This window comes from Pseudomonas sp. ok272 (assembly GCF_900109995.1).
Classification (GTDB): Bacteria; Pseudomonadota; Gammaproteobacteria; order Pseudomonadales; family Pseudomonadaceae; genus Aquipseudomonas.
Genome location: NZ_FOCB01000001.1, coordinates 422135 through 445512, shown reverse-complemented (window position 1 = coordinate 445512; position 23378 = coordinate 422135). Strand labels below are relative to the sequence as shown.

Below are 23378 nucleotides of genomic sequence, written 5' to 3'. Positions count from 1 at the left end.
GTTGATCAAAAACAATCAGTAGGTATAGTAACCACCTACACAGCACAGGGACGTGATGTGAATAGCCGATATTTGATTAGTCAGATCGTCGCCGACGGTTGGTACTTGGTGCGCGTCAGAGGCAGCCACCACCACTTCAAGCATCCGACCAAACCTGGATTGGTCACCGTCCCACACCCAAAAAAGGACTTGTTGACCAAGACGGCCGTGAGCATCCTGCAACAGGCCTTGCTGTCTTGAATCGGCGCAGAACCACCAGAGGACACTGAACATGCTTTATCCCATCGCTATTTCAATGGGCGATCACGAACACGCCTGGGGCGTTGAAGTGCCGGACATTCCAGGCTGTTTCTCGGCCGGGGATGACCTGGACGATGCCATCGCCATGGCCCGCGAAGCCATCGAAGGGCACTTCGAGATTCTCGCCGAAGACGGCTCGGTGATTCCGCCAGCCAGCAAGGTCACCCTGCACGCGGCCAACCCGCAATACGCTGGCGCCACCTGGGCGCTGGTGGACATCGATATCACCAAGTACCTGGGCAAGGCACAGAAGCTCAACATCACCCTGCCCGGCTACCTGCTGACCCGCATTGATGAATACGTACTCAATCATCCGGAACAAAAAAGCCGCTCCGGCTTTCTGGCCTCGGCGGCGTTGAAGGTGCTGCAACAAGGCTGATCGGCCTTAGCGCGTCGCGACGATGAACACCCGCGGGAACGGCAGCAGTACCGAACCGTCGGCCAGCACCGGGAAGTACGGCTCGATGGCATCAAGGTACTGCGCGAGGTACTGCGCCTTTTGCGCCTCGTCCAACGGTTCCAGGAACGGCCGCAGGCCACTGCCCTTGAACCACTCGACCACCGCCGCCGGCCCGCCGGCCAGCGGGTGATGGTAGGTGGTGCGCCACACATCGACCCGCGAACTGCACGTACACAGCATCTGGTAGTAGCTGTTGGCATCGGCCAGCGTCGTGCGCTGCCCGGCCACATCCGCCAGCTTGCTCGCCCATGGACCATTGGCCGCGACTTCACGCATCATCCGGTGGGGCGGCTGTTCGAGGTTATCGGGCATCTGGATCGCCAGGCTGCCACCGGACGCCAGCTTGGCCACCAGCGAGGGCAGCAAGCGGGCGTGGTCGGGCAACCACTGGAACACCGCGTTGGCGAAGATCACATCGAACGGACCGGGTTCACTCCACGTGGCGATATCGGCCGTATCAAACCGCACCTGGGGCAGACGCTGACGGGCCGCGTCGATCATGTCCTGGGAACTGTCGAGCCCACGCACGCTGGCACTGGGAAATCGCTCGACCAGCAACTGCGTGGAGTTGCCCGGGCCGCAACCGAGATCGATCACCGAGCGTGCATCCTGGATGGGGATTGCGGCCAGCAAGTCACGCGCCGGGCGCGTGCGTTCATCCTCGAAAGCCACGTACTGTTTGGCAGACCAGCTCATCGCATACTCCTGTGACCGATCAGGACAAGAGCGACGCGCCAGACCCTGCGTTTCGCTCGAAGGGCGTCAGTAAGCGATGGCCGGCGCCACTTCGTCAAGACTCGGTTACCGCTTGAAACACCTGGCCCTACGGGCGGACAGATACCCCACGAATGCCGTTAACGACTGGCCTGCAGCGCCCGAGCCATTTGCAGGTGTTGCTGCAGCTTGGGCAGGGTTTCTTCGGCGAAGGCCTTGATTTCAGGCACGTCGCTGGCGCTGGCTTGCTGTTGCAGCTGTTCGATGGCCTGCTCGGTGCTGTGCACTTGGCTGGCGGTGTAGGCCGCGTCGAATGAGGCGTCGTCGTTGACCGGCGGCATCAGGCGCTGGGTCTGGCTGACCACTTCCTCCCGGGGGGCAAGGGGCAGGTCGAGCTTCTTGGCGATCTTGGCCAGGTGCTGGTTGGCTGTGGTGCGGTCGTTGATCACCACGATGGTGTAGTCCTTGATCTCCTTGGACTCGGTTTTCTGATGGGCCAGGCGGCTGGCTTCGATATCCGCCATGCCTTGGGCCGAGGCCTGGTTGATGAACTCGGCCGGTGATTGGGCAAAGGCGCTGCTGGCGCCAATGCCAAGCAATGCAGCAAAACTGATGGTCAATAATCGGCTGGCCACAGGCTTCATGGGGGCGCCCTCCTTAAACTGGCAAATGATTGCTGCGGGTATCCCCGCCTGTCTTCTGAAGGCAAATCCCGCGAAAGGTTTAGACACTGCGACGAACGGCAACGCCCAATCAGTGGCGACCTAGGCGGTCACTCAGGCGTTTGGCGGCGTACATCGCTTCATCGGCATGCTTGAACAACTGGTCTTCTTCGCTGCCATGCTCCGGGTACAGCGCCACGCCGATGCTTGGCAGGATGTTCAGGCTGTGGCTTTCCAGGCGCATGGGTTGGCTGAGTGCCTGGCGAAGTATGATCGCCACCCGCGCCGCATCCTCAGCAGCCTGGACGCTGTCCAGCAACACCACGAACTCATCACCACCGATACGCGCCACGGTGTCGGACTCACGGACACAACCTTGCAATCGATTGGCCACGGTTTGCAGCAACATGTCGCCAATGCTGTGACCATAGGTGTCATTGACGTGCTTGAAGTGGTCCAGGTCGACGTACAGCAACGCCAGGCGCCCCCCGTCCTTGCGGGCCTTGAGCAGTGAGCCGGTCAGGCGCTCGCGCAACAGCTCGCGATTGGGCAAGCGGGTCAAGTGATCGTGCTGCGCCATGTATTGCAGGCGACTGTGCAGTTGTTTGCGTTCGACGGCTGCCGCGACCTGGGCACACACGTATTGCAACAGATCCTTGTCGCGCTCGGTGTAGCGTTCGCTGCCCGGCATGCTCTTGACGATCAGCGCGCCGATGGTGCCTTTCTGTGAGTTCAACGGCACACCCAGCCAGCAGGGCGAATCCTGCTCGTTCTGGGTGCCCGTGAATCCGTGCAGGGCGAATGGCTGGTCAGGTGTCACCAGCACGGGCTGGCCGGTGCGGATCACCTCGGCACACAGCTGCCCGGTCACCGAGCGCTCGGGGTCGCGCTCATGGGCATCGACGTGGTAGGGAAAATTCAGCTGCGCGCAGTGCTCGTCATACAGGGCCACCGAGAAGTTCAGCGCCGGCAGCCATTCGCCGATCAACTGGTGCACGCGCTTGAACAGCGCCAGCAGGTCTTCGGCGGCATGGGCCGCTTCGCTGATCGCATACAGCGCCGCCTGTCGCGACTCGGCCTGCTTGCGCTCGGTGATGTCGCGGGCCACGGCGATACGCAGTTGATCGACCTCTGACCAACGCGCCGACCAGAGGATATGCACCACCTGGCCATCCTTGCGCAGGTAGCGGTTTTCGAAGTTTGGGTTGGGCTGGCCGCTGATGATTTCGCGGGCGGCGTCCAGGGTACGCTGGCGGTCGGCCGGGTGGACCATCTCGATCATCGGTTGGCCGATCATTTCTTCCGGGGTGTAGCCAAACACCTGTTCAGCGGCGGCGCTGACAAAGACGAAACGGCCCTCGCGATCGACGGCACACACAACGTCGAGCAAGAGATCCATGTAGCTGGCCAGCGGTGCAGCGTGTCGAGTCGTCATCGCGAATGGAACACCGTCCAGAAAAAGCCTTCGTGAGTGCCTGATGTCAGTGCGCCAAGCAAAACCCGCGTGGGAGCGAGCCTGCTCGCGATAGCCGTGGGTCAGTCGACGCAGATGTTGGCTGTGCTGCCGTCTTCGCGACGGTGCGGCGATCCGACAGGTTTAATGCCTGTTCGCCAGCAACCCCGGCACCGCGTGCAGCAAGGCGTTGATGGCAAAGCCGATGAACATTACTCCGCATATCCGGGTAATAGCCAGCTCATGTCGCTGGTAGGCCGTGCGTACCCGACGAGCGCCCACAATACCGATCAGAATCCCGTAGGCCGCAATGCCGCCGACGAAGCTGATGAAGATCAACCACGGCAGCATCGACCACTGCAGCAGCTCGGCACGGCTGGACAGCAACGCGGTGAAGGTCGCCACCGCCACCGGGTACGCCTTGGGGTTGGTCAGGCCGAACACAATGCCGTGCCAGAACGGCTGGCGGGCCGCCCCTTGCGGCGCGTCGGTGCTGGTGCCGCGACTGCGGATCGCACGCATGCCGAGCCAGAACAGGTACAGCCCGCTGAGCACGCCGAGGACGTCAAACGCGCCGCTGCCGATCTCCCGCGCCCCGACAATCGCAATCAGCGCGGTGCTGCACCAGATCACATCCCCCAGCAAGTGCCCGCACAGGAACCCGGCGCCCGCCCGGCGGCCACGGGACGCGCCAATCCCGAACACCGCCAGCACACCCGGCCCCGGGGTGATGGCATAGATAAAACCCGAGGCCAGTACGGCGAACAGCAACGATGGGGTCATGCGGTGCAACTCCTCAATGGCCCGCCCGGACACAGGCAAGTGAAACCCAGGATCTGTGGCAGCCCCCTCAGATGCCCTGCATGTCCTTGGGCACCACATACCGGTGCCCGTCATAGCGCAAGGTGGTCAGCACGGTTTTGCCCGTGGTGTCCCTGGAGGTGCAGTCATCGTTTTGCGCGGTGTTCTGGGTGCCGGTGGTCACCGACCTGACGATCAGGTCGGCGAACCCATGGCTGCTGGTCTTGGCCAGGTCCAGGGTGCGCTTGGTGTGGCTGAACTCACCGGCACAGCGGGTATCCCATTCACCGTTGCGGGTCTCGATGGCCAGTTGTTCCAGGACCGGGCGCAGCGTGTTGCCTTCGCGCACATACAACGACAGCACCGCCTGCTCGAACGGATTGGCCCGCGATGCACCGGTGAACCCGGCGCGCACCCCGAAGGCCCGCAGGTCGGACGTCAGCTTGTAGCGTGCGGTGTCGATGCTCAGCCCATCGAAGCGCACGGCATCGCTGCTGTACACCGACGCCTGGGCGTAACGGGCCAACGGCTTGCCATCGATGTTGGACACGACCGCCAGTTTCAAGTCGTACAGGCCCATGCCATCGGGGGCCTCGTTCAGGGTCGGGTCCGGTTCAATCTGCGACAGCGCAGTGATGGACTGGCCATCGTAGGCCGGCCAGTCCTTGCACACGGCAAAACCGGGCACACCCTCGGGCAACGGCGGGGTTACACACTCGGCCCAGGCCTGGGTTGCACCCAGCGCGCCACTCATTGCCACACATCCCAACCAGCGGTACTTCAACGTCATTGCGTGTTCCTTACGAACGTCATCCATTAACAGTCAGCCGTGCACTATCGCCCGGGCGATCTGGCGATTCAACCCGTTCAACGCTTGATCCCCGCCACGGTGCTCATGCCAGGCCAGGACGAAGGTGAATGAGGGGATGTGGAACGGCGGTGGCAGGACCAGCAACTGCGGCTGGTCAATGCCGTGCAGGCCACGGGCGGCCACGGTGAGAATCAGGTCGGTGCCGCGGATCAAGTGCGGGGCGACCCTCGCCTCGTTGCTGGTCAGAATCATGGTGCTGTTGCCGGTGATCATCGCCCTGCGCCTGCCGCTGCCGTCCCTGGGCTTTATCAGCAAGGCGCCGTTGTGGATGTGGACGGGCGGAGCGCTCGGCGTGTGTTTCATTGCCCTGGCCTTGATGTTGCTGCCCAAGCTCGGCGCCTCCGGGTTTATTGCCCTGGCGCTGAGTGGGCAGGTCGTGGCCTCGCGGGTGCTCGATCATTTCGGCCTGTTCGGCTTGAGCGAGCGGCCATTGAACCTGCCCCGCCTGCTGGGGGCTGGCCTGCTGATCGGCGGGGTGGTGTTGATTCAGTTCAGCGCCAGCCCGGCGCGGGCGCTGGTGGCCAATGGCTGATCAGAACGCGTTGCGGAAGATTTCCTCGATCTGCCGCTGATCGGCCGCCCGGGGATTGGTCAGGCCGCAGGCATCCTTGAGCGCGTTGGCCGCCAGGACCGGGATGTCGTGCAGCTTGGCCCCTAAGTCGCGCAAGCCGTTGGGGATCTCGACCTCGCGCGCCAGGGTGCGAATGGCCGCGATGGCGGCCTGGGCGCCCTCCTCCGGGCCCATGCCACGGGTGTCGGCGCCCATGGCATGGGCCACCACGGCCAGGCGCTCGGCGCAGACCATGGCGTTGAAACTCTGCACGTGGGGCAACAGCACCGCGTTGCACACGCCGTGGGGCAAGTCATAGAAACCGCCCAACTGATGGGCCATGGCGTGCACAAAACCCAGGGACGCGTTGTTGAACGCCATGCCCGCGAGGAACTGGGCGTAGGCCATGTTTTCCCGGGCCACCAAGTCGCTGCCCTCACGCACCGCCTGGCGCAGGTTGCGGCTGATCATCTCGATGGCCTTGAGCGCGCAGGCGTCGGTGATCGGGTTGGCGGCGGTGGACACATAGGCTTCGATGGCGTGGGTCAAGGCGTCCATGCCGGTGGCCGCGGTCAGGCCCATGGGCATGGCGACCATCAGCGCCGGGTCGTTGACCGACAGCAGCGGCGTGACGTTGCGGTCGACGATGGCCATTTTCACGTGGCGCGCCTCGTCGGTGATGATGCAGAAGCGGGTCATCTCGCTGGCCGTGCCGGCGGTGGTGTTGATGGCAATCAAAGGTAGTTGTGGCTTGCTCGACTGGTCGACGCCTTCGTAGTCGGCGATCGTACCGCCGTTGGTGGCACACAGGGCGATGCCCTTGGCGCAGTCGTGGGGCGAGCCGCCCCCCAGGGAGATCACGCAGTCACAGTGATGGGCCTGCAGCATCGCCAGGCCGGCTTCGACGTTGGCGATGCTGGGGTTGGGCCTGGCGCCGTCGAAGAGCACCGACTCGATGCCTTGCCCCGCCAGCTTTTCAGCGATCAACGTCGCCACACCGGCCTTGGCCAGCCCTTGGTCCGTCACGATCAAGGCCTTGGTAAACCCATAGTTGCCGATGGCCGTCATGGCTTCGTCCAGGCAACCGGTGCCCATGATGTTCACGGCGGGAATGAAAAACGTGCTGGTCATGGCGAGCTCTCTTCAAGGGGACCGAACCGACAACCCCGATTCGCTGGATACCTCAAGCGTCGCCCCATCCGTCAACGCGCATGTTGATCTGGCTCAATGGCCGGGCGTGATAAAGTCCGCGCCCTGTAACCCACCTGTTTGAGATGAGCGACACGATGAGCGACTTCCAGGAATTTGATACCCGGCTAGAAGACTGGAACGCCTTGCGCGCAACCACCTCGTTCAGCGCCCTGCTGCTGGGCAATGGCGCCAGTCGCGCGGTGTGGGATGACTTCGGCTACGACTCGCTGTTCGACAACGCCCGCACGGTGGAAGAAAAGCCCCTGGGCCCGTCCGAACTGAGCGTGTTCGAAGCCCTGCACACCCGCAGCTTCGAGCACGTGCTCAGCGCGCTGAAAACCACCAGCCGGGTCAACAAGGCCCTGGCCGTGAGCTCCGCCGCCCCGCGCAATCGCTACTACGCGATCAAGGAAGCGCTGATCAACAGCATCCACGCGGTGCACATCCCCTGGCGCCTGGTTCGACCGGCCGGCCTCGCGGCGATCAGCCAGGAACTGAGCACCTATCCGACGGTGTTCACCACCAACTACGACCTGCTCAACTACTGGGCAGTCCAGCACCAGGGCGACGCCATCGACGACCTGTTCCACGGCGCCGCACCGTGCTTTGAACTGAGCAACCGCCACACCGACAAAACCCGCCTGCTGTACCTGCACGGCGGCCTGCACCTGGTGCGCAACCAAGACGGTACCGCGCGCAAACTGGCCTCCACCGAAGGCACCCTGCTCGCCAGCTTCGCGATCAACAACACAATCAAAACCCTCGACGACGTGCCACTGTTCGTCAACGAAGGCAGCAGCGAAGACAAACTCAAGACCATCCGCAGCTCAGATTACCTGTCGTTCTGCTACGACCAATTGCTGCACCAACACGACGCGCTGTGCCTGTTTGGCCACAGCCTGGGCAAACAAGACGCACACATCCTCCAAGCCCTGCGCCAGGCCCGCCCCTGCACCCTGGCAATCTCGATCTACCCACGCAGCGCCGCCTTCATCCAAAGCCAAAAACGCCACTACACCACACTGTTTGAAGGCACAGGCGTTGAACTGCGCTTCTTTGACTCCAAAAGCCATCCGCTGGGAAGCCCGAAGCTGTCAGTGCCCGTCGAGGTATAGCGGCGACTGAGCGGGCCTCTTCGCGAGCGGGCTCGCTCCCACCCTGGTCCACGGCGAACACACATCCCGTGTCAGGCCCGGATCCTTGTGGAGCGGGCTTGCCCGCGAAAGCGCTAAGTCTGGCGACATCGATGTTGAATCGGCTGGCCTCTTCGCGGGCAAGCCTCGCTCCTACGGGCTCAACCCAGATTCCTGCTCGCGATGGCGGTGACGAGCGGCATGGCTAAGACCGTTGCTCCCACCAAAAGCAAATCCACCATCACCACCAGACGCCCATCGATCCGCCCCTCACCACTCAACAGGCCGAGCGGTAGCTCGCCTGCAGCTCTTGAGCTGGTTTTTGATCTTGATCGATAGGCTGAGTGAAGGTGTCCCGCTGGGGACTGGCGCGCAGCGCCGTTCGACGCCGTCGAACTCATCGCATGGAGGTGCAGCGAAGCAAAATGCCGCGGGCGCTCAGTTGCAAGGGTTGCTCACCCCCCTGCGCTGATCGCCCGCCATGTGCCGGCTGCCGGAGCGTCACAGCGCCGGCAGAGTCTTATCCTTGATCACCGTGGTCGGGCCGTTGCTCTTGACGCTGGCAATGCCTTTTTCCAGAGCCGCATCAGAGGAATAGGATTCGCTGCTGCCGATGACCTGGTGGTTGGCCGCCTTGAGGTTGAAGTACGGGTGGCCATCCTTGGTGGTCTTTTTCTCGTAGCGTTCACCCAGCGGGCTATTGACCTGGACCGAGGCGATACCGTTTTCAGCGGCGGAACGCGTGGTGTAGAGCTCACTGACGAGAATGGTCTCGGCATTCGCGGCCTTGAGCACAAAGCGGAACTGACCGTTGCTGCTATTACTCAACTCGTACCATCCAGACATGGGACTTCTCCTGTCATTCAAAAGGCGAGGACTCGCGCCACTGATTAAAGCCGCTCCTGCGGGTTTCACCACTGGCAACGGATCGAGTGCATTTGCCACACAACAACCCGCAACAGTTCTCGGCATCATTCGCCACGTTTGCGCAGCCGGTTCGGCTCGCAGCCCTGGCGCAACACCGGCTAGCCGCCCGTTGCGCGCACCATCGACAAACCCGGCACGGTCGCCCGCCGCTGACTCAGGTAGCGGGTGCAACTGACCCGCAGGAACGAGGCGAAGTTGACCACTTCGCCTCGGTAATCCATCACCTCTTCATACAGCTTGGCGATCAGTTGGTTGGTGGTCATGCCATCGACCTGCGCGATCTCGCTGAGGATGTCCCAGAACTGGTTCTCCAGGCGCACGGTGGTCACCACCCCGCAGATGCGCAGCGAGCGCGAACGGGACTCGTACAGAATCGGGTCGGCCTTCACGTACAGCTCGCACATGGGCAGTGCTCCAGTTACAGGATGATCCGGGTGCCCAGCAAACCGAGAAAGCCGGCCAGCCAGTTCGGGTGCGCCGGCCACGCCGGGGCGGTTGCCAGATTGCCTTGTACGTGGCCCTGGGTCACGGGGATGTCGATGAACGTGCCGCCGGCCAAGCGCACTTCCGGGGCACAGGCCGGGTACGCGCTGCATTCGCGGCCTTCGAGGATGCCGGCGGCCGCCAGCAACTGCGCGCCATGACAGACCGCCGCAATCGGCTTGCCGGCTTGGTCGAAGGCGCGTACCAGTTGCAGGACTTTTTCATTCAAGCGCAGGTACTCCGGCGCACGACCGCCCGGCACCAGCAAGGCGTCGTAATCGGCGGCCTCGACCGTGGCGAAGTCAGCGTTGAGGGCAAACAGATGACCGGGTTTCTCGCTGTAGGTCTGATCGCCTTCAAAGTCATGGATTGCGGTGCGCACGGTCTGACCGGCGGTCTTGTCCGGGCACACGGCATGCACGGTGTGACCGACCATCAGCAGCGCCTGGAACGGCACCATCACCTCGTAGTCTTCAACGTAATCGCCAACCAGCATCAGAATCTTTTTCGCAGCCATGGGAAGGACTCCTGTGGATCAAGGGTGGGCACACTGCAGTCTTCAAAGTAGTCCGAATCCTCTGAGACGGGTAACACCCCGCTACTACGCGGCCAACTGTACGGATAACTCTGCGCCTAGCTGTAGCAGCGTCCAATCCCGGGCCTGTGGCTAGATGAAGACCTCTGCCCCGTGGATTCTGGTTACCGTCATGTCCTCACGCGAAAACACCGGCATGGCCCTGGGCCTGCTCGGTGTCATCATCTTCAGCCTGACCCTGCCGTTCACCCGGATCGTGGTGCAGGAACTCCACCCGCTGCTCAACGGCCTGGGCCGCGCCCTGTTCGCGGCGGTCCCGGCCGCCGCGCTGTTGCTGTGGCAACGGGAGAAATGGCCGACCTGGCAACAGATCAAGGGCCTGACGCTGGTGATCGCCGGGGTCATCCTGGGTTTCCCGGTGCTGTCGGCCTGGGCCATGCAGACCTTGCCGGCGTCCCACGGGGCGTTGGTCAATGGCTTGCAGCCCTTATGCGTCGCGGTGTACGCCGCCTGGTTATCCCATGAACGACCCTCGAAAGCCTTTTGGGCCTGCGCCGCCTTGGGCAGTGCGCTGGTGCTCTGTTATGCGCTGATCAGCGGGGCGGGCAGCATCCAGGCCGGCGACCTGTTGATGCTCGGGGCGATTGCCGTGGGCGGGCTCGGTTACGCCGAGGGTGGCCGATTGGCCAAGGAGATGGGCGGTTGGCAGGTGATCTGCTGGGCGCTGGTGCTGTCGACGCCGCTGTTGATCGGCCCGGTGCTGTACCTGGCCCTGCAGCACCAGGGGGCGATTTCGAGCAAGACCTGGTGGGCCTTCGGCTACGTGTCGCTGTTCTCGCAGTTCATTGGTTTCTTCGCCTGGTACGCCGGGCTGGCCATGGGTGGCATCGCCCGGGTCAGTCAGATCCAGTTGCTGCAGATCTTCTTCACCATCGCCTTCTCGGCGCTGTTCTTCGGTGAGCACATCGAGCCGATCACTTGGCTGTTTGCCGCGGGTGTGATCGTCACGGTGATGCTGGGGCGCAAGACCAGCGTGCAGGCGAGCGCCCCGAAAATCGCCACCTAACGGTCAGTCAGCTCAGGTAACCGTCGGCCTTGAGCAGGGTTTCCAGGCAATGCTCGCTGATGTGATAGAACGCCTTGAGTGCCTGGATCTTTTCCAGCAGTTGCGTCGGGTCCACCGGCTCGGCGCGCTTGACCGCCAGGATCATCTTGTTCTTGTTGGTGTGGTCCAGGGAGATGAACTCGAAGACCTTGGTCTCATAGCCACAGGCTTCCAGGAACAACGCGCGCAAGCTGTCGGTGACCATCTCGGCCTGCTGGCCCAGGTGCAAGCCGTATTGCAGCATCGGCTTGAGCAGCGCCGGGCTCTGGATCTGCAGGCGGATCTGCTTGTGGCAGCACGGCGAGCACATGATGATCGCAGCGCCCGAGCGGATACCGGTGTGGATCGCGTAGTCCGTGGCGATGTCACAGGCGTGCAGCGCGATCATCACCTCCAGTTCGCTGGGCGCCACGCTGCGCACGTCACCGCACTTGAACACCAGGCCCGGGTGCTCCAGGCGTGCGGCAGCGGCATTGCACAGGCTGACCATGTCTTCGCGCAACTCGACCCCCGTGACCTCGCCTTCGGCCTTCAAGGTATTGCGCAGGTAGTCGTGAATGGCAAAGGTCAGGTAGCCCTTGCCCGAGCCGAAATCCGCCACTCGCACCGGCCGGTCCAGCGCCAGCGGTGACGACGTCAGGGCGTGACTGAAAACTTCGATGAACTTGTTGATCTGCTTCCACTTGCGCGACATCGTCGGGATCAGTTCGTGCTGCGGGTTGGTCACGCCCAAGTCAGCGAGGAACGGACGCGTCAGGTCCAGGAAGCGGTGCTTCTCGCGATTGTGCTCGGCCGACGGCACTTCACGCAGTTGCTGCGGCTTGCTCTTGAACAGCGAGCTTTTGCCCTTCTTGCTGTACTCAAGCTGGGCTTCATCGGTCAGCGACAGCAGATGGGCGTTCTTGAACGACTCAGGCAGCAACCCGGCAATCGTCGCCACCCCCTCCTGCACCGGGAGGTTCTTGGTGATGTCGCGGGTCTTGTAGCGGTAGACAAAGGACAGGCAAGGCTGATCCTTGACCATCAGTTGCTTGACGATGATGCGCTGCAAGTCCGTTTCGCTGCCGACATACTTGGCCAGCACCAGTTTGATGAACGCGCCCTGCGCGAGGCTCGCGCTCAGCAAGTCGATGAATTGCGCGTGATGATCCGGCGAGAGGCTGGCAGGAGTTGCGGTAACGGACATGTAAAAACGCCTCGGGCGATGCAGATCGGGGAATGGCCGGTATTTTAGGGGGGATGGCGCTTCAGGGCACGGGGTTATTTTCCACCAGGCCCGGGCAGCACACCCCTGAGCCTGGTCTCGCCTTCAAAAAGGTCAGCGCTGGACCAATCGAAGCTTGCGATTGCTCGGGGAATTGATCACGTATTTGACAATCAAGCCCACCGGCACGGCCCAGGTCAGGCCACTGGCCGGGTCCGTGACCACGGCCACGGTTTCCGAGCTGGCCGCGACATCCAGGCGGCGACGGTCTTGACCGGACTTCAGCGTCCCGTAGGCATGGCTCACCAGTCGCTCCGCCAGAGGCCTGGGTACATCAATGTCCTGCAAATGCTTCACGGCACGACAGAACAACACCTGGTCGGCATTGACGACCTCAGGCTCATGACGACTCAGAAAGGCCTGGGCAACGGCCAGCAGCTCCAGGTCACGCGTGTTCTCAATGCCTGCCATGTTCACGACTCCACCGGGGACGGCGGGCTGGGCGCCACCAGCGCCGGTCGTGCGGCACGGCGCAAATCGGGCCCGGCGCAAGGCAAATGCACGGCGGGGTTGGGCATGCCACTGGGCGACAATTCATGGGTCATTTCAAACTCTGCCCGTACCGACCAGCCGCAGGCCTCGGAGGTGCATTGCAAATAGGCGACCCGCAGGAAAATATGCCGACCTTCACTGGTGCGAATACGCATCTTGCTCAAGCAGTGCGGGCAGACCATTTTGTAGGTACTCATGCCGCGCCCCCAGCACTCAGTGACGCATTGCGCGAGAATGCTCGTCGATACATAACACACCGGTCCCATATAAGGCGTTGCGACGAACCGGTGTGCAACACATGCACACCACACTCGTAGAAAGTCCCCCTGGCACCCATAGGATTTTTAAAACACATGGTCTTCTGATTCATCGTTGATGGTTGATTATTCATACAAACAAAGTACTCATTGCGCATAAGCTAGGCACTCAATAAGAATATGTCAAAAGGAAGAGACTCAAATTGCGTAGCAAAAAATCACAGACTGTTTTGGCTCGACTGAAGCAAGTAACCGGCACAACCACCGACGCATCGTTATCTTCAGCATTAAAGATCAGCCCGCAAACACTCAGTAGTTGGAAGGGTCGCAACAGCACGCCATACGCATTATGCGTAGACATTGCCCAAGTACACCGCATTTCCCTGGACTGGCTCCTGCTGGGCGAAGGCCCCATGCAAAGGCCTGTGCATGCCAACGACACTGAACAACCGACCTCGAATACAACACGCGAACATGCGATCCTCAGCCTCTGGCGATTACTCAATGAAGAGGACCGTCGGGCCATACAACGTGCACTTGAAGAAAAACATCGCCTGCGAGAAATCGAGTTACAACTTGCTGAAATGGCCTCACTTCTATCAGCTCTCAAGCCAATAAATGAAACATGAAGTTATAGATTAGCCAACAGCCACTACTTCGAGGCACGCCATAAACAAACAATGTTTCCGCCACTGCGCACAATGAGCACGCACAACAACACACTGACCAGTGCGTGCCACGGACTCACGGGCTGAAGTTTGAGCATTACATCCATACCCGCCAGGCAGAACATGCCTCCAAACAGGCTGGTCAGCAGGCTGCTTGGCCAGCAGTAGTGGTCTTCATTGCGTTGGTAACACGCCAACCTGAAGGCGCTGAGCAGGTGGGCGGCGGCGGTCACATAGGTCAATGCCAGCGGCAAAAGGTCCATTATCCCCGCCCCCTCAGGTGCCGAATAATCTCGGCGATACCGGCACCGTCGACCCACAACATGATCTTGATACTGATCGGAATCACGATCAGCGCACACAGGAACGCCGCCACACCGCTGGTCAGAAAAGGTACCAACGGCAGCGCCACAGGGGTGAACAGGTACCCCACCCCCGCCGACAACAGCAATGAACCGATACGCTGCCACGCCTTGAAGTTGCTGCGCGTGGTCGTGGCCAGCCAGGCGCCCAGCGCGGCCCCAAACAGCGTCTCACCATCAACCGAAGGGAGCGTGGCCGCCACGCTCATGCCCAACAGCAGGCCACTGATGCCGTTGTAGGCCGAGTCAGTCAGGCTCATGAGCGCCTCCGGCATCGGTGCTGGCCACATTGATGAAGCCCAGTTCAATGGCCTTGAGCAAGGCCGCACTGCGTGAGGTCACCGATAACTTGCGGCGAATATTGCTGAAGTGAAAATTGATCGTGGATTCCGAGCAATTTTGAATCCTGGCGATCTCCCAGGAGGTTTTACCCTTGAAACTCCACAGCAGGGCTTGCGTCTCCTTGGCGGTCAACAGGGCCGGCAAGGGCGTTTCTCCACGGGCAAGGTCAGCACCGCCAGCGGAATCAGGTGGATGATGCATAGGCATGACAACAACTCCCTCTACGTCGAAACGCCCAAAACCAGGGCGCATCCAGATGAGGAGAGAGGTTGAAGGTCTGCTGGCGTCAGGACAACGGGCAGGCTTTGTAGGATGAAATCCTACAAAGCAAACATCAAATACCTAGTGTCCTGTCTTGGAAATAGCATCTGTTGCTGCCAGGCAAGGCGCCGCGACAAGTCATAGCAGGGCTATGGCGAGGAGTGGCAACGCAGCATGGCGGCGATAGGTGCCGTCAAAAGGGAACAGCTTATTTCCGAGACAGGACACTAGCTGAGCACGACCAAACGGTTAGGCAACTCATTGCGCACGTGGGTCACCGGCACATGCACCTTGAGCAACTCGCCACAGGCTTCGATACAGGTCACAAAGCCTTGCAGGGTCTGGCCTTGCTTCACCTGCTGGGTGAAGTTGGCGACGATCGGCTCCCAGCACTGATTGTCCAGGTGCCGGGAAATGCCCTCGTCCACCAGGATCTCCACATAACGCTCCGCCTCGCAGACAAAGATCAGCAAGCCGGTGCTGCCCACGGTGTGGTGCAGGTTTTGCTCCAGAAACTGCCGGCGCGCCAGGTTCGAGGCACGCCAGTGCCGAACCGAGCGCGGGATCAGGTGCGTAGTGATCGCCGGGATGCGGAACAGCAGGCACAACGCAACGAAGGTCGCCCACTGCACCAGCAACAGCGTGTGCGTGTCCAGCCAGCCGAAAACGTAGTGCACGACCCCTGGCACAATCAGCGCCAGCAAGCTGGCCCAGAGCAGTGGGATGTAGGCGTAGTCGTCGGCACGGGCCGCCAGCACGGTGACCAGTTCGGCGTCGGTTTCACGCTCGACCCGGGCAATCGCCTCGGCGACCTGGCGCTGTTCGTATTCACTCAGTAGTGCCATGGTTTTCAATGCTCATTCATTATTGTTGTCACCAGCCGCCCGACGAACCGCCGCCCCCGAAACTGCCCCCACCGCCGCCAAAGCCACCGCCCCCTCCTCGCGAGCCACCGCCAAAGCCACCACCGCCCCTCCCACCAAACCCACCGCCACCGCGTCCGCCACCACGGGGCAGGATCCCCAGCAACTGGCAGACAAAAACAATGATGCAGAACAGCACTATCAACAGGGTCGGATGCTGGTCGTAAAAGCTGCTACCACGCTCCCCACTCGGTCCATAGGCGGCGGTGGCGGACTCATCCAGCGGACTGCCTCCCAGCACCACCAGCATCGCCGAGACCCCCTCGCTGATGCCCCTGCTGAAGTGGCCGGCCTTGAACGCCGGGGTGATTATCTGGTTGATGATGATGGAGCCTTGCGCATCGGTCAGGCGCTCCTCCAGGCCGTAACCCACCTCGATCCGCAACTTGCGCTCATCACGGGCGACGATCAGCAAGGCGCCGTTGTTCTTGTCCTTCTGGCCAATGCCCCAAAAGCGCCCCAACTGATAACCGAAGTCTTCGATGCTGGTGCCCTGCAGGTCCGGCACCGTCACCACCACCAGTTGTTCACCGGTGGCCTGTTCGTGGGCCTTGAGTTGTTGCGTCAGTTGCTCGCGCACCGCCGGCTCGATCATCTGGGCGTTGTCCACCACCCGCCCGGTCAACGCCGGGAACTTCAGCTCGGCCTGCGCGGCGATGGTCAACACCCAGAGCACTAGCACCAGGCTCATCTTCAGAATGCGCATCGGCACCTCATCCCTCATCAAAAAGCGCGAGCATTCCGGCAGCAGTCGTGCCGCCGGAGACCTGGGCCGATCAGAACTTCACGGGTGGCGCTTTTTCGGCATCGGGGCTGGTGGCCTCGAAGGTCTCGCGCAGCGGCAAGTCGCTGTACATCACGCTGTGCCACAGGCGACCGGGGAAGGTGCGGATCTCGGTGTTGTACTTCTGCACCGCGAGAATGAAGTCGCGACGCGCCACGGCGATACGGTTTTCCGTGCCTTCGAGTTGCGATTGCAGCGCCAGGAAGTTCTGGTTGGCCTTGAGGTCCGGATAACGCTCGGACACCACCATCAACCGACTGAGCGCGCCACTGAGTTGGTCCTGGGCCTGCTGGAATTGCTTGAGCTTTTCCGGGTTGTCCAGGGTGCTGGCGTCGACCTGGATCGACGTCGCCTTGGCCCGCGCCTCAATCACAGCCGTCAGGGTTTGCTCTTCATGCTTGGCGTAGCCCTTGACCGTTTCCACCAGGTTGGGGATCAGGTCGGCGCGCCGCTGGTACTGGTTCTGCACCTGTGACCACGCGGCCTTGGCCTGCTCGTCGAGGGTGGGAATGGTGTTGATGCCGCAACCAGCCAGCATCGTGGTCAACAGCAGCACGGCTGCCACTTGCCAGCCAGAGCGCGAGAACGGTTGTAGGTTCATGTGCGTGGTGCTCCTGATGGAAATAGTCCTGCGGCCCTTCAAGCTCAACTCTTCGGACATATTCGGCCGCCGCCACTGGATTGCAGTGAGCCAATCGGCTAAAAGATGCGCAGCGCGAAAACGTTCTGAAGTGTGCTGTATTTACTCGAACAACAATAGACGCTCCCTAAACTTTGGCTGAGCGATGCGTATTGAGTACCGTCGTTTGGGCACCTGAGAAAACTATTCATGAAGAAGCTGTGTTTGCTGGGCCTTGCCATCGGTCTGGCCAGTCACTCGGTATTGGCTGACACCCAGCCAGCCCCCTTGCAAAGCAAGGATGCATTCGTCAGCAACCTGCTCAAGCAGATGACCCTGGACGAGAAGATCGGCCAGTTGCGTCTGATCAGCATCGGCCCGGAAATGCCGCGCGAGCTGATCCGCAAGGAAATCGCCGCCGGCAACATCGGCGGTACGTTCAACTCCATCACCCGCCCGGAAAACCGTCCGATGCAGGACGCGGCCATGCGCAGCCGGTTGAAGATCCCGATGTTCTTCGCCTATGACGTGATCCACGGCCACCGCACGATCTTCCCGATCCCCCTGGCCCTGGCCTCGAGCTGGGACATGGACGCCATTGGCCTGTCCGGACGCGTCGCCGCCAAGGAAGCCGCGGCCGACAGCCTGGACCTCACCTTCGCGCCGATGGTCGACATCTCCCGCGACCCACGCTGGGGCCGCACCTCCGAAGGTTTTGGCGAAGACACCTACCTGGTCTCGCGCATCGCCAAGGTGATGGTCAAGGCCTACCAGGGCAGCGGCCTGATCGGCGCCGACAACATCATGGCCAGCGTCAAGCACTTCGCCCTGTATGGCGCCGTGGAAGGCGGTCGGGACTACAACACCGTCGACATGAGCCCGGTGAAGATGTACCAGGACTACCTGCCACCGTACCGCGCCGCGATTGATGCCGGCGCCGGCGGGGTGATGGTGGCCCTGAACTCGATCAACGGCATCCCGGCCACCGCCAACCTGTGGCTGATGCAAGACCTGCTGCGCAAGGAGTGGGGCTTCAAGGGCCTGGCCGTCAGTGACCACGGCGCGATCTTCGAGCTGATCAAGCACGGCGTGGCCCGCGATGGGCGCGAAGCGGCGAAGCTGGCGATCAAGGCCGGCATCGACATGAGCATGAACGACACCCTGTACGGCAAAGAGCTGCCGGGGCTGCTCAAGTCCGGCGAGATCCAGCAGAGCGACATCGACAACGCGGTGCGCGAGGTGCTCGGCGCCAAGTTCGACATGGGCCTGTTCCGGGACCCGTACCTGCGCATTGGCAAGGCCGAGAATGACCCGGCCGATCCCTACGCCGAGGACCGCCTGCACCGTGCCGAAGCCCGTGACGTCGCCCGTCGCAGCCTGGTGTTGCTGGAGAACAAGAACCAGACCCTGCCCCTGAGCAAGAGCGCGAAAATCGTCCTGGTCGGCCCGCTGGCCAAGGCACCGATCGACATGATGGGCAGTTGGGCGGCGGCCGGTAAGCCGGCGCAGTCGGTGAGCCTGTTCGACGGCATGACCCGCGCCCTGGGCGACCAGGCCAAGCTGACCTACGCCCGTGGTGCCAACATCACCTCGGACAAGAACGTCGTCGGCTACCTGAACTTCCTCAACTTCGATGCCCCGGAAGTGGTGGATGACCCGCGCTCGGCACAGGTGATGATCGACGAGGCGGTGAAAGCCGCGCAGCAGGCTGACGTGGTGGTGGCCGCCGTGGGCGAGTCCCGTGGCATGTCCCATGAATCGTCGAGCCGTACCGACCTGAACATCCCGTCCAGTCAGCGCGACTTGATCAACGCCCTCAAGGCCACCGGCAAGCCGCTGGTGCTGGTGCTGATGAACGGCCGACCGCTGACCATTTCCCATGAAAAGGAACAGGCTGACGCGATCCTCGAAACCTGGTTCAGCGGCACCGAAGGCGGCAACGCCATCAGCGATGTGCTGTTCGGCGACTACAACCCGTCCGGCAAGCTGCCGATCAGCTTCCCGCGTTCGGTGGGGCAGATCCCGACCTACTACAACCACCTGAGCATTGGTCGCCCCTTCACCCCAGGCAAGCCCGGCAACTACACCTCGCAGTACTTCGATGAAACCACCGGTCCCCTGTACCCGTTCGGCTACGGCCTGAGCTACACCGACTTCAGCCTGTCGGACATGGCGCTGTCCTCGACCACGCTGAACAAGACCGGCAAGATCGACGCCAGCGTGACCGTCAAGAACACCGGCAAGCGCGACGGCGAGACCGTGGTGCAGCTGTACATCCAGGACGTCACCGGCTCGATGATCCGCCCGATCAAAGAGCTGAAGAACTTCCAGAAGATCATGCTCAAGGCCGGCGAACAGCACGTCGTCCACTTCACCATCGATGAGGACGACCTGAAGTTCTACAACACCCAACTCAAGTACGCGGCCGAGCCGGGCAAGTTCAACGTGCAGATCGGCCTCGACTCCGAGAACGTGACGCAACAGAGCTTCGAGTTGCTGTAACCCCGCAAAAGCGTAGGAGCGAGGCTTGCCCGCGAAGGCAATCTGTCAGTTGACCAGGTGTTGGCTGACCCGCCGCCTTCGCGGGCAAGCCCGCTCCCACAAGGGATTGGGCCCGGACACCGGACTTGTGTTCGCCATCGATCAGCGTAGGAGCGAGGCTTGCCCGCGAAAGCGGTAAATCTGGCGACATCGAGGTTGAATGGGCTGGCCTCTTCGCGGGCAAGCCTCGCTCCTACGGGCTCAACCCAGCTTCGGGTGTGCTTAAGAGAGGGTTCAGCCCCGCCGATCCAACAGGTTCACCACCACCCGATCCACCCATCCCCACACCCGCTGCTTGACCCGCTTCCACAGCGGTCGACGCTGCCACTCTTCCAGGCTGACCTCCTGGCTCAAGGCAAAGTCGCGCTCGAAGCTCGCCGCCACCGCTCGCGTCAGCGGCGGGTCGAGCGCCTCCAGGTTGGCTTCCAGGTTGAAGCGCAGGTTCCAGTGATCGAAATTGCATGAGCCGATGCTCACCCAGTCATCCACCAGCACCATCTTCAGGTGCAGGAAGCACGGCTGATACTCGAAAATCTTGACCCCGGCCTTGAGCAGACGCGGGTAATAGCGATGCCCGGCGTAACGCACCGAGGGATGGTCGGTGCGCGGCCCGGTGAGCAACAGCCGCACGTCAACGCCGCGTGCCGCGGCCTTGCGCAATGAGCGACGGATCTTCCAGGTCGGCAGGAAATACGGGGTCGCCAGCCAGATCCGTCGCCGGCCGCTGCTCAGGGCGCGCACCAGTGCTTGCAGGATGTCGCGGTGCTGGCCGGCGTCGGCATAGGCCACCCGCCCCATGCCTTCGCCCACGGCCGGCACCTTGGGCAGGTGCGGCAAGCCAAAGTGCGTGGCGGGGCGCCAGGCGCGGCGATGGCGGTTGGCGACCCACTGCCGGTCGAACAGCAACTGCCAGTCGAGCACCAGCGGGCCGCGGATCTGCACCATGACTTCATGCCATTGGCTGGTGTCATGGCCCGGGGTCCAGAACTCATCGGTAACCCCGGTGCCGCCGACCACCGCCAACGCCTGATCGACCAACAGCAGCTTGCGGTGATCGCGGTACAGGTTGCCCAGCCAGCGCCGCCAGTTCAGGCGATTGTAGAAGCGCAGCTCGACACCGGCCTCGCTCAAGCGCCGGCGCAGGCTCAGGGTGAAGGCCAGGCTGCCATAGTCGTCGAACAGGCAACGCACCCGCACGCCGCGCTCGGCAGCCGACACCAAGGCCTGGACCACCGCCTCGGCGCAAGCGCCCGCCTCTACCAGGTACAACTCCAGCTCGACCTGCTCGCGCGCCTCGCCAATCGCCGCCAGCATGCGCGGGAAGAATTGCGGGCCGTCGATCAACAACTCGTAGTGGTTGCCTTCACGCCAGGGAAATATCGCGCCACCCATGGTTCAGCGCGCCGTAAAGATCAGTACCGCACCCACCGGCACCGACGGATTGATCACCGACAGGCCGGCGGCCTGGCGCAGCGCTTCAACGCCCGGCAGCAAGTCGAAGTCGGCGGCATTGAGCACCAACGGTTCGAGGGTCACCACTTGAAACCGTTGCTCGTCCAGGCGCGTGGCCAGCAACTCGGCGTTGTAGGTGTGCTGCTTGCCGTGGAGGCTGATGGTCACCGGCAAACGCAGCTCCAACTGGGCGCCGGGGGCCAGGTCCTTGATGGGCCGCAGGTCGATCTGCGCGCTGATCAGCGCTTCGGGGAAGGCCTTGATCTCGAACAGGTCCTTGCGCATGCGCTCATCGCGCAGCGGTATGCCACTGTTGATCGAATCCAGCTCGACCTGGACCCGGGCCAGGCCGTCCTGGTCGACCTTGCCGTGCAGGACCAGGAAGCGCTGGACCTCCGCGATACTGGCGTTCTTGGTCGAGACAAACGACAACCGTGAGGACTCGCCGTCCAGGTACCAATTGGCCTGGGCATGCAGGGCGGCCAACATCAGCGGCACGCAAGCCAGGGAGGTGTAGCGCAACGCTTTGAACATAAACACTCATGGGCAAGTAAACCTGAGCCGAACCTTAGCCTGAGTGACGACGCTTGCAAACAGCGCAAGGCAAAACACCGTCGTTCAAGGCGTCAATTGGCAGCCCTGGCGCACGCCGAGCCAGCACGCGCTATGACTGCGCCCCATGCCGCTGGCGGTCACGCGCTTGAGGTCGGCGTCATCGACAAACCCGCGGGTGGCCAGCCACTGCTTCACGTAGCCCCGGCAATAGTCCGCCGGCTGGTTGGCCACGTAACGGCATGAGCAGTACTCCTTGGCGGTGTAGGCGCCGATGATGTCGGGGAACGCCGACAACGCCACGCGCTGCTGCCAAGCCCAGCCCAACAGCACGACGATCAGCAACAAAAATACGCCGAGGATGGGGTGCCGTCGAAGCCATCCGAGTCTCATGGCTGCACCTGCGAGGCAAACGCTGTCAGCACACGCTTGAGCAGCTCGTTGTGTTGGTAGCTGGCGTCGCGGTCATCACCGTAACGTACGATCACCAGGTTCTCGCTGGGCACCACGTACAGCGCCTGGCCCCAGTGGCCAAGGGCGGCGAAACTGTCATCGGGGGCATCCGCCCAGGGTTTCTCGGCCCCGTCCACCGCCCGGTTGAGCCACCAATGCCCGCCCGGCACGGCGCCGTCCTGGCCGGCCCGGTAATGGCTGAACGGCTGGAGGTTGAACGCAACCCAATCCTGGGGCAGCAACTGACGTTCGCCCCAGCGCCCGTTGCGCTGCATCAACAGGCCGATGCGCGCCAGGTCCCGGGCCGTCATGTAGGCGTAGGACGACGCGACAAAGGTCCCGGTGGCATCGGTTTCCCAGGTCGCACTGCGAATGCCCAGGGGTTCGAACAATGCGCGCCAGGGGTAATCGGGATAACGCTGTGGCCCGACCATCGCCTTGAGCGTTGCCGCCAGCAGCGTGCTGTCGCCACTGGAGTAACGAAAGCTCGACCCCGGCGCGCTGAACGCGCCATGCCCGGCGATAAAGGCAGCCATGTCGGCATGGCCACGGGTGTACAACATCGCCACCACTGAGGAATTGAGCGGTGCGTATTCGTAGTCTTCCTGCCAGTCCAGGCCCGAGGCCCAATGCAGCAGGTCGGCCTGGGTGATCGCCGGATGGCCCTGCAACGGTGGATAGAACCGTGCCGCCGGGTCCTCCAGTTTGAACAACCCTTCGCCATAGGCCACGCCCAGCACGGCGGCCATCACGCTTTTACTCACGGACCAGGTCAGGTGCGGGGTGTCGGCCGTAGTGGGGGCGGCGTAATGCTCGTAGATCACCTGCCCGTCACGGATCACCAGCAAGGCATCGGTGCGAATGCCCTGGCGACTGGCGTCGTCGCGCGGGGGAAAGGCGTAGGCCTCCAGCGCCTGGACCGCCGGACCACTGATCGCTGGGCCTTGAGCCCATTGTTCGGCGGGCCAGTGCTCGGCCAGGGCCGGGAGGCTGAGCAGGCAGATGAGCAATAGCGAGAGACGTTTGAACACGGCAAACACTCGTAGGTTTTAACGGGCCTGAGCGTAGCCCAGATCGATGACCGCTCAACAGCGGCGTCGTAGCTGAAGCGGCTTTCGCGAGCAGGCTCGCTCCCACAGGGTTTTGTGGCCGCTCACCACAATGTGATTCAACTCGCTCAATCGTGGGAGCTAGCCTGCTCGCGCGGCGGATGACGTCTTCGC

The 23378-nt window shown here is 62.4% G+C and carries 28 protein-coding genes and 2 pseudogenes; 7 read left to right on the top strand and 23 right to left on the bottom strand.

What is annotated here, in order from left to right:
- Nucleotides 1-57 precede the first annotated feature (57 nt).
- Both BMW74_RS02115 and BMW74_RS02110 read left to right on the top strand, forming a co-directional pair.
- Nucleotides 58-240 (top strand): type II toxin-antitoxin system HicA family toxin, encoded by a 183-nt coding sequence (locus BMW74_RS02115; protein ID WP_093412936.1) that lies wholly within the window; start codon nt 58-60, stop codon nt 238-240.
- Nucleotides 241-271: 31 nt separating this feature from the next.
- A complete protein-coding gene (locus tag BMW74_RS02110) occupies nt 272-679 on the top strand; it encodes a type II toxin-antitoxin system HicB family antitoxin (RefSeq protein WP_093412934.1) in 408 nt (135 codons plus the stop codon).
- 6 nt (nt 680-685) lie between these two features.
- On the opposite strand, the gene tam is transcribed toward BMW74_RS02110, so the two are convergent.
- The 6 genes and pseudogenes from tam to BMW74_RS25345 all read right to left on the bottom strand — a co-directional run.
- Complete coding sequence (gene tam / locus BMW74_RS02105; protein ID WP_093412932.1) at nt 686-1456, bottom strand: trans-aconitate 2-methyltransferase; 771 nt, start codon at nt 1454-1456, stop codon at nt 686-688.
- Nucleotides 1457-1614: 158 nt separating this feature from the next.
- Entirely contained in the window at nt 1615-2118 is a 504-nt protein-coding gene (locus BMW74_RS02100; RefSeq protein WP_093412930.1) for a DUF4142 domain-containing protein, read from the bottom strand.
- Between the two features lie 109 nt (nt 2119-2227).
- Nucleotides 2228-3571: a sensor domain-containing protein gene (locus BMW74_RS02095; RefSeq protein ID WP_093412928.1), complete on the bottom strand. Its 1344-nt coding sequence runs from the start codon at nt 3569-3571 to the stop codon at nt 2228-2230.
- A gap of 162 nt (nt 3572-3733) precedes the next feature.
- The gene (locus BMW74_RS02090; RefSeq protein WP_093412926.1) at nt 3734-4372 is read right to left on the bottom strand and encodes a LysE family translocator; all 639 of its coding nucleotides are present in this window, start codon (nt 4370-4372) and stop codon (nt 3734-3736) included.
- A gap of 67 nt (nt 4373-4439) precedes the next feature.
- Nucleotides 4440-5180 (bottom strand): PA3715 family protein, encoded by a 741-nt coding sequence (locus BMW74_RS02085; protein WP_093412924.1) that lies wholly within the window; start codon nt 5178-5180, stop codon nt 4440-4442.
- A 33-nt stretch (nt 5181-5213) separates the two neighbouring features.
- A pseudogene (locus BMW74_RS25345) lies at nt 5214-5426 on the bottom strand (LysR family transcriptional regulator); the annotation flags it as partial.
- On the opposite strand from BMW74_RS25345, the pseudogene BMW74_RS02080 reads away from it, so the two are divergent.
- Nucleotides 5422-5793 (top strand): annotated as a pseudogene (locus tag BMW74_RS02080) (DMT family transporter); the annotation flags it as partial. The pseudogenes BMW74_RS25345 and BMW74_RS02080 sit on opposite strands and share 5 nt — an antisense overlap.
- On the opposite strand, the gene yiaY reads toward BMW74_RS02080, so the two are convergent.
- On the bottom strand, nt 5794-6942 hold the full coding sequence (yiaY, locus tag BMW74_RS02075; protein ID WP_093412917.1) for an L-threonine dehydrogenase: 1149 nt from the start codon (nt 6940-6942) through the stop codon (nt 5794-5796). It lies immediately after the preceding pseudogene.
- A 155-nt stretch (nt 6943-7097) separates the two neighbouring features.
- Here yiaY and BMW74_RS02070 point away from each other — a divergent pair, with 155 nt between their 5' ends.
- Nucleotides 7098-8117, top strand: a complete 1020-nt coding sequence (locus BMW74_RS02070) for a DUF4917 family protein (protein ID WP_093412914.1) — start codon at nt 7098-7100, stop codon at nt 8115-8117.
- 519 nt (nt 8118-8636) lie between these two features.
- Here BMW74_RS02070 and BMW74_RS02065 read toward each other — a convergent pair.
- The 3 genes from BMW74_RS02065 to BMW74_RS02055 all read right to left on the bottom strand — a co-directional run bounded on the left by BMW74_RS02065 (nt 8637) and on the right by BMW74_RS02055 (nt 10062).
- A complete protein-coding gene (locus BMW74_RS02065) occupies nt 8637-8981 on the bottom strand; it encodes a YegP family protein (RefSeq protein ID WP_093412911.1) in 345 nt (114 codons plus the stop codon).
- 179 nt (nt 8982-9160) lie between these two features.
- Complete coding sequence (locus tag BMW74_RS02060) at nt 9161-9466, bottom strand: ribbon-helix-helix domain-containing protein (RefSeq protein WP_093412908.1); 306 nt, start codon at nt 9464-9466, stop codon at nt 9161-9163.
- Between the two features lie 14 nt (nt 9467-9480).
- Nucleotides 9481-10062 carry a DJ-1/PfpI family protein gene (locus tag BMW74_RS02055; protein ID WP_093412905.1) on the bottom strand — a complete coding sequence of 194 codons (582 nt, stop codon included), beginning with the start codon at nt 10060-10062 and terminating at the stop codon, nt 9481-9483.
- Between the two features lie 190 nt (nt 10063-10252).
- Here BMW74_RS02055 and BMW74_RS02050 point away from each other — a divergent pair, with 190 nt between their 5' ends.
- Entirely contained in the window at nt 10253-11146 is an 894-nt protein-coding gene (locus tag BMW74_RS02050) for a DMT family transporter (RefSeq protein ID WP_093412903.1), read from the top strand.
- Nucleotides 11147-11153: 7 nt separating this feature from the next.
- Here the strand turns inward: BMW74_RS02050 and BMW74_RS02045 are convergent, their stop codons facing one another.
- From BMW74_RS02045 to BMW74_RS02035, 3 genes are all read right to left on the bottom strand, one after another.
- Nucleotides 11154-12371: a class I SAM-dependent methyltransferase gene (locus BMW74_RS02045; RefSeq protein WP_093412900.1), complete on the bottom strand. Its 1218-nt coding sequence runs from the start codon at nt 12369-12371 to the stop codon at nt 11154-11156.
- 132 nt (nt 12372-12503) lie between these two features.
- Nucleotides 12504-12860, bottom strand: a complete 357-nt coding sequence (locus BMW74_RS02040; protein ID WP_093412897.1) for a hypothetical protein — start codon at nt 12858-12860, stop codon at nt 12504-12506.
- A gap of 2 nt (nt 12861-12862) precedes the next feature.
- On the bottom strand, nt 12863-13138 hold the full coding sequence (locus tag BMW74_RS02035; RefSeq protein WP_093412894.1) for an Ogr/Delta-like zinc finger protein: 276 nt from the start codon (nt 13136-13138) through the stop codon (nt 12863-12865).
- A gap of 263 nt (nt 13139-13401) precedes the next feature.
- Between BMW74_RS02035 and BMW74_RS02030 the strand changes: the two genes are divergently transcribed.
- Nucleotides 13402-13827, top strand: a complete 426-nt coding sequence (locus BMW74_RS02030; protein ID WP_093412891.1) for a helix-turn-helix domain-containing protein — start codon at nt 13402-13404, stop codon at nt 13825-13827.
- Between the two features lie 23 nt (nt 13828-13850).
- On the opposite strand, the gene BMW74_RS02025 is transcribed toward BMW74_RS02030, so the two are convergent.
- From BMW74_RS02025 to BMW74_RS02000, 6 genes are all read right to left on the bottom strand, one after another.
- Nucleotides 13851-14129 carry a phage holin family protein gene (locus BMW74_RS02025; RefSeq protein ID WP_093412888.1) on the bottom strand — a complete coding sequence of 93 codons (279 nt, stop codon included), beginning with the start codon at nt 14127-14129 and terminating at the stop codon, nt 13851-13853.
- Entirely contained in the window at nt 14129-14488 is a 360-nt protein-coding gene (locus BMW74_RS02020) for a putative holin (protein WP_093412885.1), read from the bottom strand. Before BMW74_RS02020 ends, BMW74_RS02025 begins: the two co-directional genes overlap by 1 nt.
- Nucleotides 14475-14777 (bottom strand): helix-turn-helix domain-containing protein, encoded by a 303-nt coding sequence (locus BMW74_RS02015; protein ID WP_371911729.1) that lies wholly within the window; start codon nt 14775-14777, stop codon nt 14475-14477. The genes BMW74_RS02020 and BMW74_RS02015 overlap by 14 nt, the downstream gene beginning before the upstream one ends.
- 281 nt (nt 14778-15058) lie before the next feature.
- Nucleotides 15059-15676, bottom strand: a complete 618-nt coding sequence (locus tag BMW74_RS02010) for a TPM domain-containing protein (RefSeq protein ID WP_093413419.1) — start codon at nt 15674-15676, stop codon at nt 15059-15061.
- A 28-nt stretch (nt 15677-15704) separates the two neighbouring features.
- Nucleotides 15705-16460 carry a TPM domain-containing protein gene (locus tag BMW74_RS25605; RefSeq protein WP_093412882.1) on the bottom strand — a complete coding sequence of 252 codons (756 nt, stop codon included), beginning with the start codon at nt 16458-16460 and terminating at the stop codon, nt 15705-15707.
- Nucleotides 16461-16530: 70 nt separating this feature from the next.
- Nucleotides 16531-17139 (bottom strand): LemA family protein, encoded by a 609-nt coding sequence (locus BMW74_RS02000; protein WP_093412880.1) that lies wholly within the window; start codon nt 17137-17139, stop codon nt 16531-16533.
- A 228-nt stretch (nt 17140-17367) separates the two neighbouring features.
- On the opposite strand from BMW74_RS02000, the gene bglX reads away from it, so the two are divergent.
- Nucleotides 17368-19659: a beta-glucosidase BglX gene (gene bglX, locus BMW74_RS01995; RefSeq protein ID WP_093412877.1), complete on the top strand. Its 2292-nt coding sequence runs from the start codon at nt 17368-17370 to the stop codon at nt 19657-19659.
- 273 nt (nt 19660-19932) lie between these two features.
- Here the strand turns inward: bglX and BMW74_RS01990 are convergent, their stop codons facing one another.
- The 4 genes from BMW74_RS01990 to BMW74_RS01975 all read right to left on the bottom strand — a co-directional run bounded on the left by BMW74_RS01990 (nt 19933) and on the right by BMW74_RS01975 (nt 23186).
- Entirely contained in the window at nt 19933-21090 is a 1158-nt protein-coding gene (locus BMW74_RS01990; RefSeq protein ID WP_093412874.1) for a phospholipase D-like domain-containing protein, read from the bottom strand.
- Nucleotides 21091-21093: 3 nt separating this feature from the next.
- Nucleotides 21094-21684, bottom strand: coding sequence for a YceI family protein (locus BMW74_RS01985; RefSeq protein WP_093412871.1), 591 nt, complete (start codon nt 21682-21684; stop codon nt 21094-21096).
- An 84-nt stretch (nt 21685-21768) separates the two neighbouring features.
- Nucleotides 21769-22095, bottom strand: a complete 327-nt coding sequence (locus BMW74_RS01980) for an amidase (protein WP_093412868.1) — start codon at nt 22093-22095, stop codon at nt 21769-21771.
- Nucleotides 22092-23186, bottom strand: a complete 1095-nt coding sequence (locus tag BMW74_RS01975) for a serine hydrolase domain-containing protein (RefSeq protein WP_093412865.1) — start codon at nt 23184-23186, stop codon at nt 22092-22094. Before BMW74_RS01975 ends, BMW74_RS01980 begins: the two co-directional genes overlap by 4 nt.
- Between the last annotated feature and the right edge of the window lie 192 nt (nt 23187-23378).

Coding starts and splice junctions, on each gene's coding strand:
- BMW74_RS02010 (WP_093413419.1), bottom strand. CDS start 15,676: ATGGCACTACTGAGTGAATACGAACAGCGCCAGGTCGCCGAGGCGATT.
- BMW74_RS02110 (WP_093412934.1), top strand. CDS start 272: ATGCTTTATCCCATCGCTATTTCAATGGGCGATCACGAACACGCCTGG.
- BMW74_RS02000 (WP_093412880.1), bottom strand. CDS start 17,139: ATGAACCTACAACCGTTCTCGCGCTCTGGCTGGCAAGTGGCAGCCGTG.
- BMW74_RS02015 (WP_371911729.1), bottom strand. CDS start 14,777: ATGCCTATGCATCATCCACCTGATTCCGCTGGCGGTGCTGACCTTGCC.
- BMW74_RS02035 (WP_093412894.1), bottom strand. CDS start 13,138: ATGAGTACCTACAAAATGGTCTGCCCGCACTGCTTGAGCAAGATGCGT.
- BMW74_RS01990 (WP_093412874.1), bottom strand. CDS start 21,090: ATGGGTGGCGCGATATTTCCCTGGCGTGAAGGCAACCACTACGAGTTG.
- BMW74_RS02025 (WP_093412888.1), bottom strand. CDS start 14,129: ATGGACCTTTTGCCGCTGGCATTGACCTATGTGACCGCCGCCGCCCAC.
- BMW74_RS02045 (WP_093412900.1), bottom strand. CDS start 12,371: ATGTCCGTTACCGCAACTCCTGCCAGCCTCTCGCCGGATCATCACGCG.
- BMW74_RS02090 (WP_093412926.1), bottom strand. CDS start 4,372: ATGACCCCATCGTTGCTGTTCGCCGTACTGGCCTCGGGTTTTATCTAT.
- BMW74_RS02020 (WP_093412885.1), bottom strand. CDS start 14,488: ATGAGCCTGACTGACTCGGCCTACAACGGCATCAGTGGCCTGCTGTTG.
- BMW74_RS01980 (WP_093412868.1), bottom strand. CDS start 22,095: ATGAGACTCGGATGGCTTCGACGGCACCCCATCCTCGGCGTATTTTTG.
- BMW74_RS02065 (WP_093412911.1), bottom strand. CDS start 8,981: ATGTCTGGATGGTACGAGTTGAGTAATAGCAGCAACGGTCAGTTCCGC.
- tam (WP_093412932.1), bottom strand. CDS start 1,456: ATGAGCTGGTCTGCCAAACAGTACGTGGCTTTCGAGGATGAACGCACG.
- BMW74_RS02060 (WP_093412908.1), bottom strand. CDS start 9,466: ATGTGCGAGCTGTACGTGAAGGCCGACCCGATTCTGTACGAGTCCCGT.
- BMW74_RS01985 (WP_093412871.1), bottom strand. CDS start 21,684: ATGTTCAAAGCGTTGCGCTACACCTCCCTGGCTTGCGTGCCGCTGATG.
- BMW74_RS02040 (WP_093412897.1), bottom strand. CDS start 12,860: ATGGCAGGCATTGAGAACACGCGTGACCTGGAGCTGCTGGCCGTTGCC.
- BMW74_RS25605 (WP_093412882.1), bottom strand. CDS start 16,460: ATGCGCATTCTGAAGATGAGCCTGGTGCTAGTGCTCTGGGTGTTGACC.
- BMW74_RS02050 (WP_093412903.1), top strand. CDS start 10,253: ATGTCCTCACGCGAAAACACCGGCATGGCCCTGGGCCTGCTCGGTGTC.
- BMW74_RS02055 (WP_093412905.1), bottom strand. CDS start 10,062: ATGGCTGCGAAAAAGATTCTGATGCTGGTTGGCGATTACGTTGAAGAC.
- BMW74_RS02100 (WP_093412930.1), bottom strand. CDS start 2,118: ATGAAGCCTGTGGCCAGCCGATTATTGACCATCAGTTTTGCTGCATTG.
- yiaY (WP_093412917.1), bottom strand. CDS start 6,942: ATGACCAGCACGTTTTTCATTCCCGCCGTGAACATCATGGGCACCGGT.
- BMW74_RS02070 (WP_093412914.1), top strand. CDS start 7,098: ATGAGCGACTTCCAGGAATTTGATACCCGGCTAGAAGACTGGAACGCC.
- BMW74_RS02085 (WP_093412924.1), bottom strand. CDS start 5,180: ATGACGTTGAAGTACCGCTGGTTGGGATGTGTGGCAATGAGTGGCGCG.
- bglX (WP_093412877.1), top strand. CDS start 17,368: ATGAAGAAGCTGTGTTTGCTGGGCCTTGCCATCGGTCTGGCCAGTCAC.
- BMW74_RS02095 (WP_093412928.1), bottom strand. CDS start 3,571: ATGACGACTCGACACGCTGCACCGCTGGCCAGCTACATGGATCTCTTG.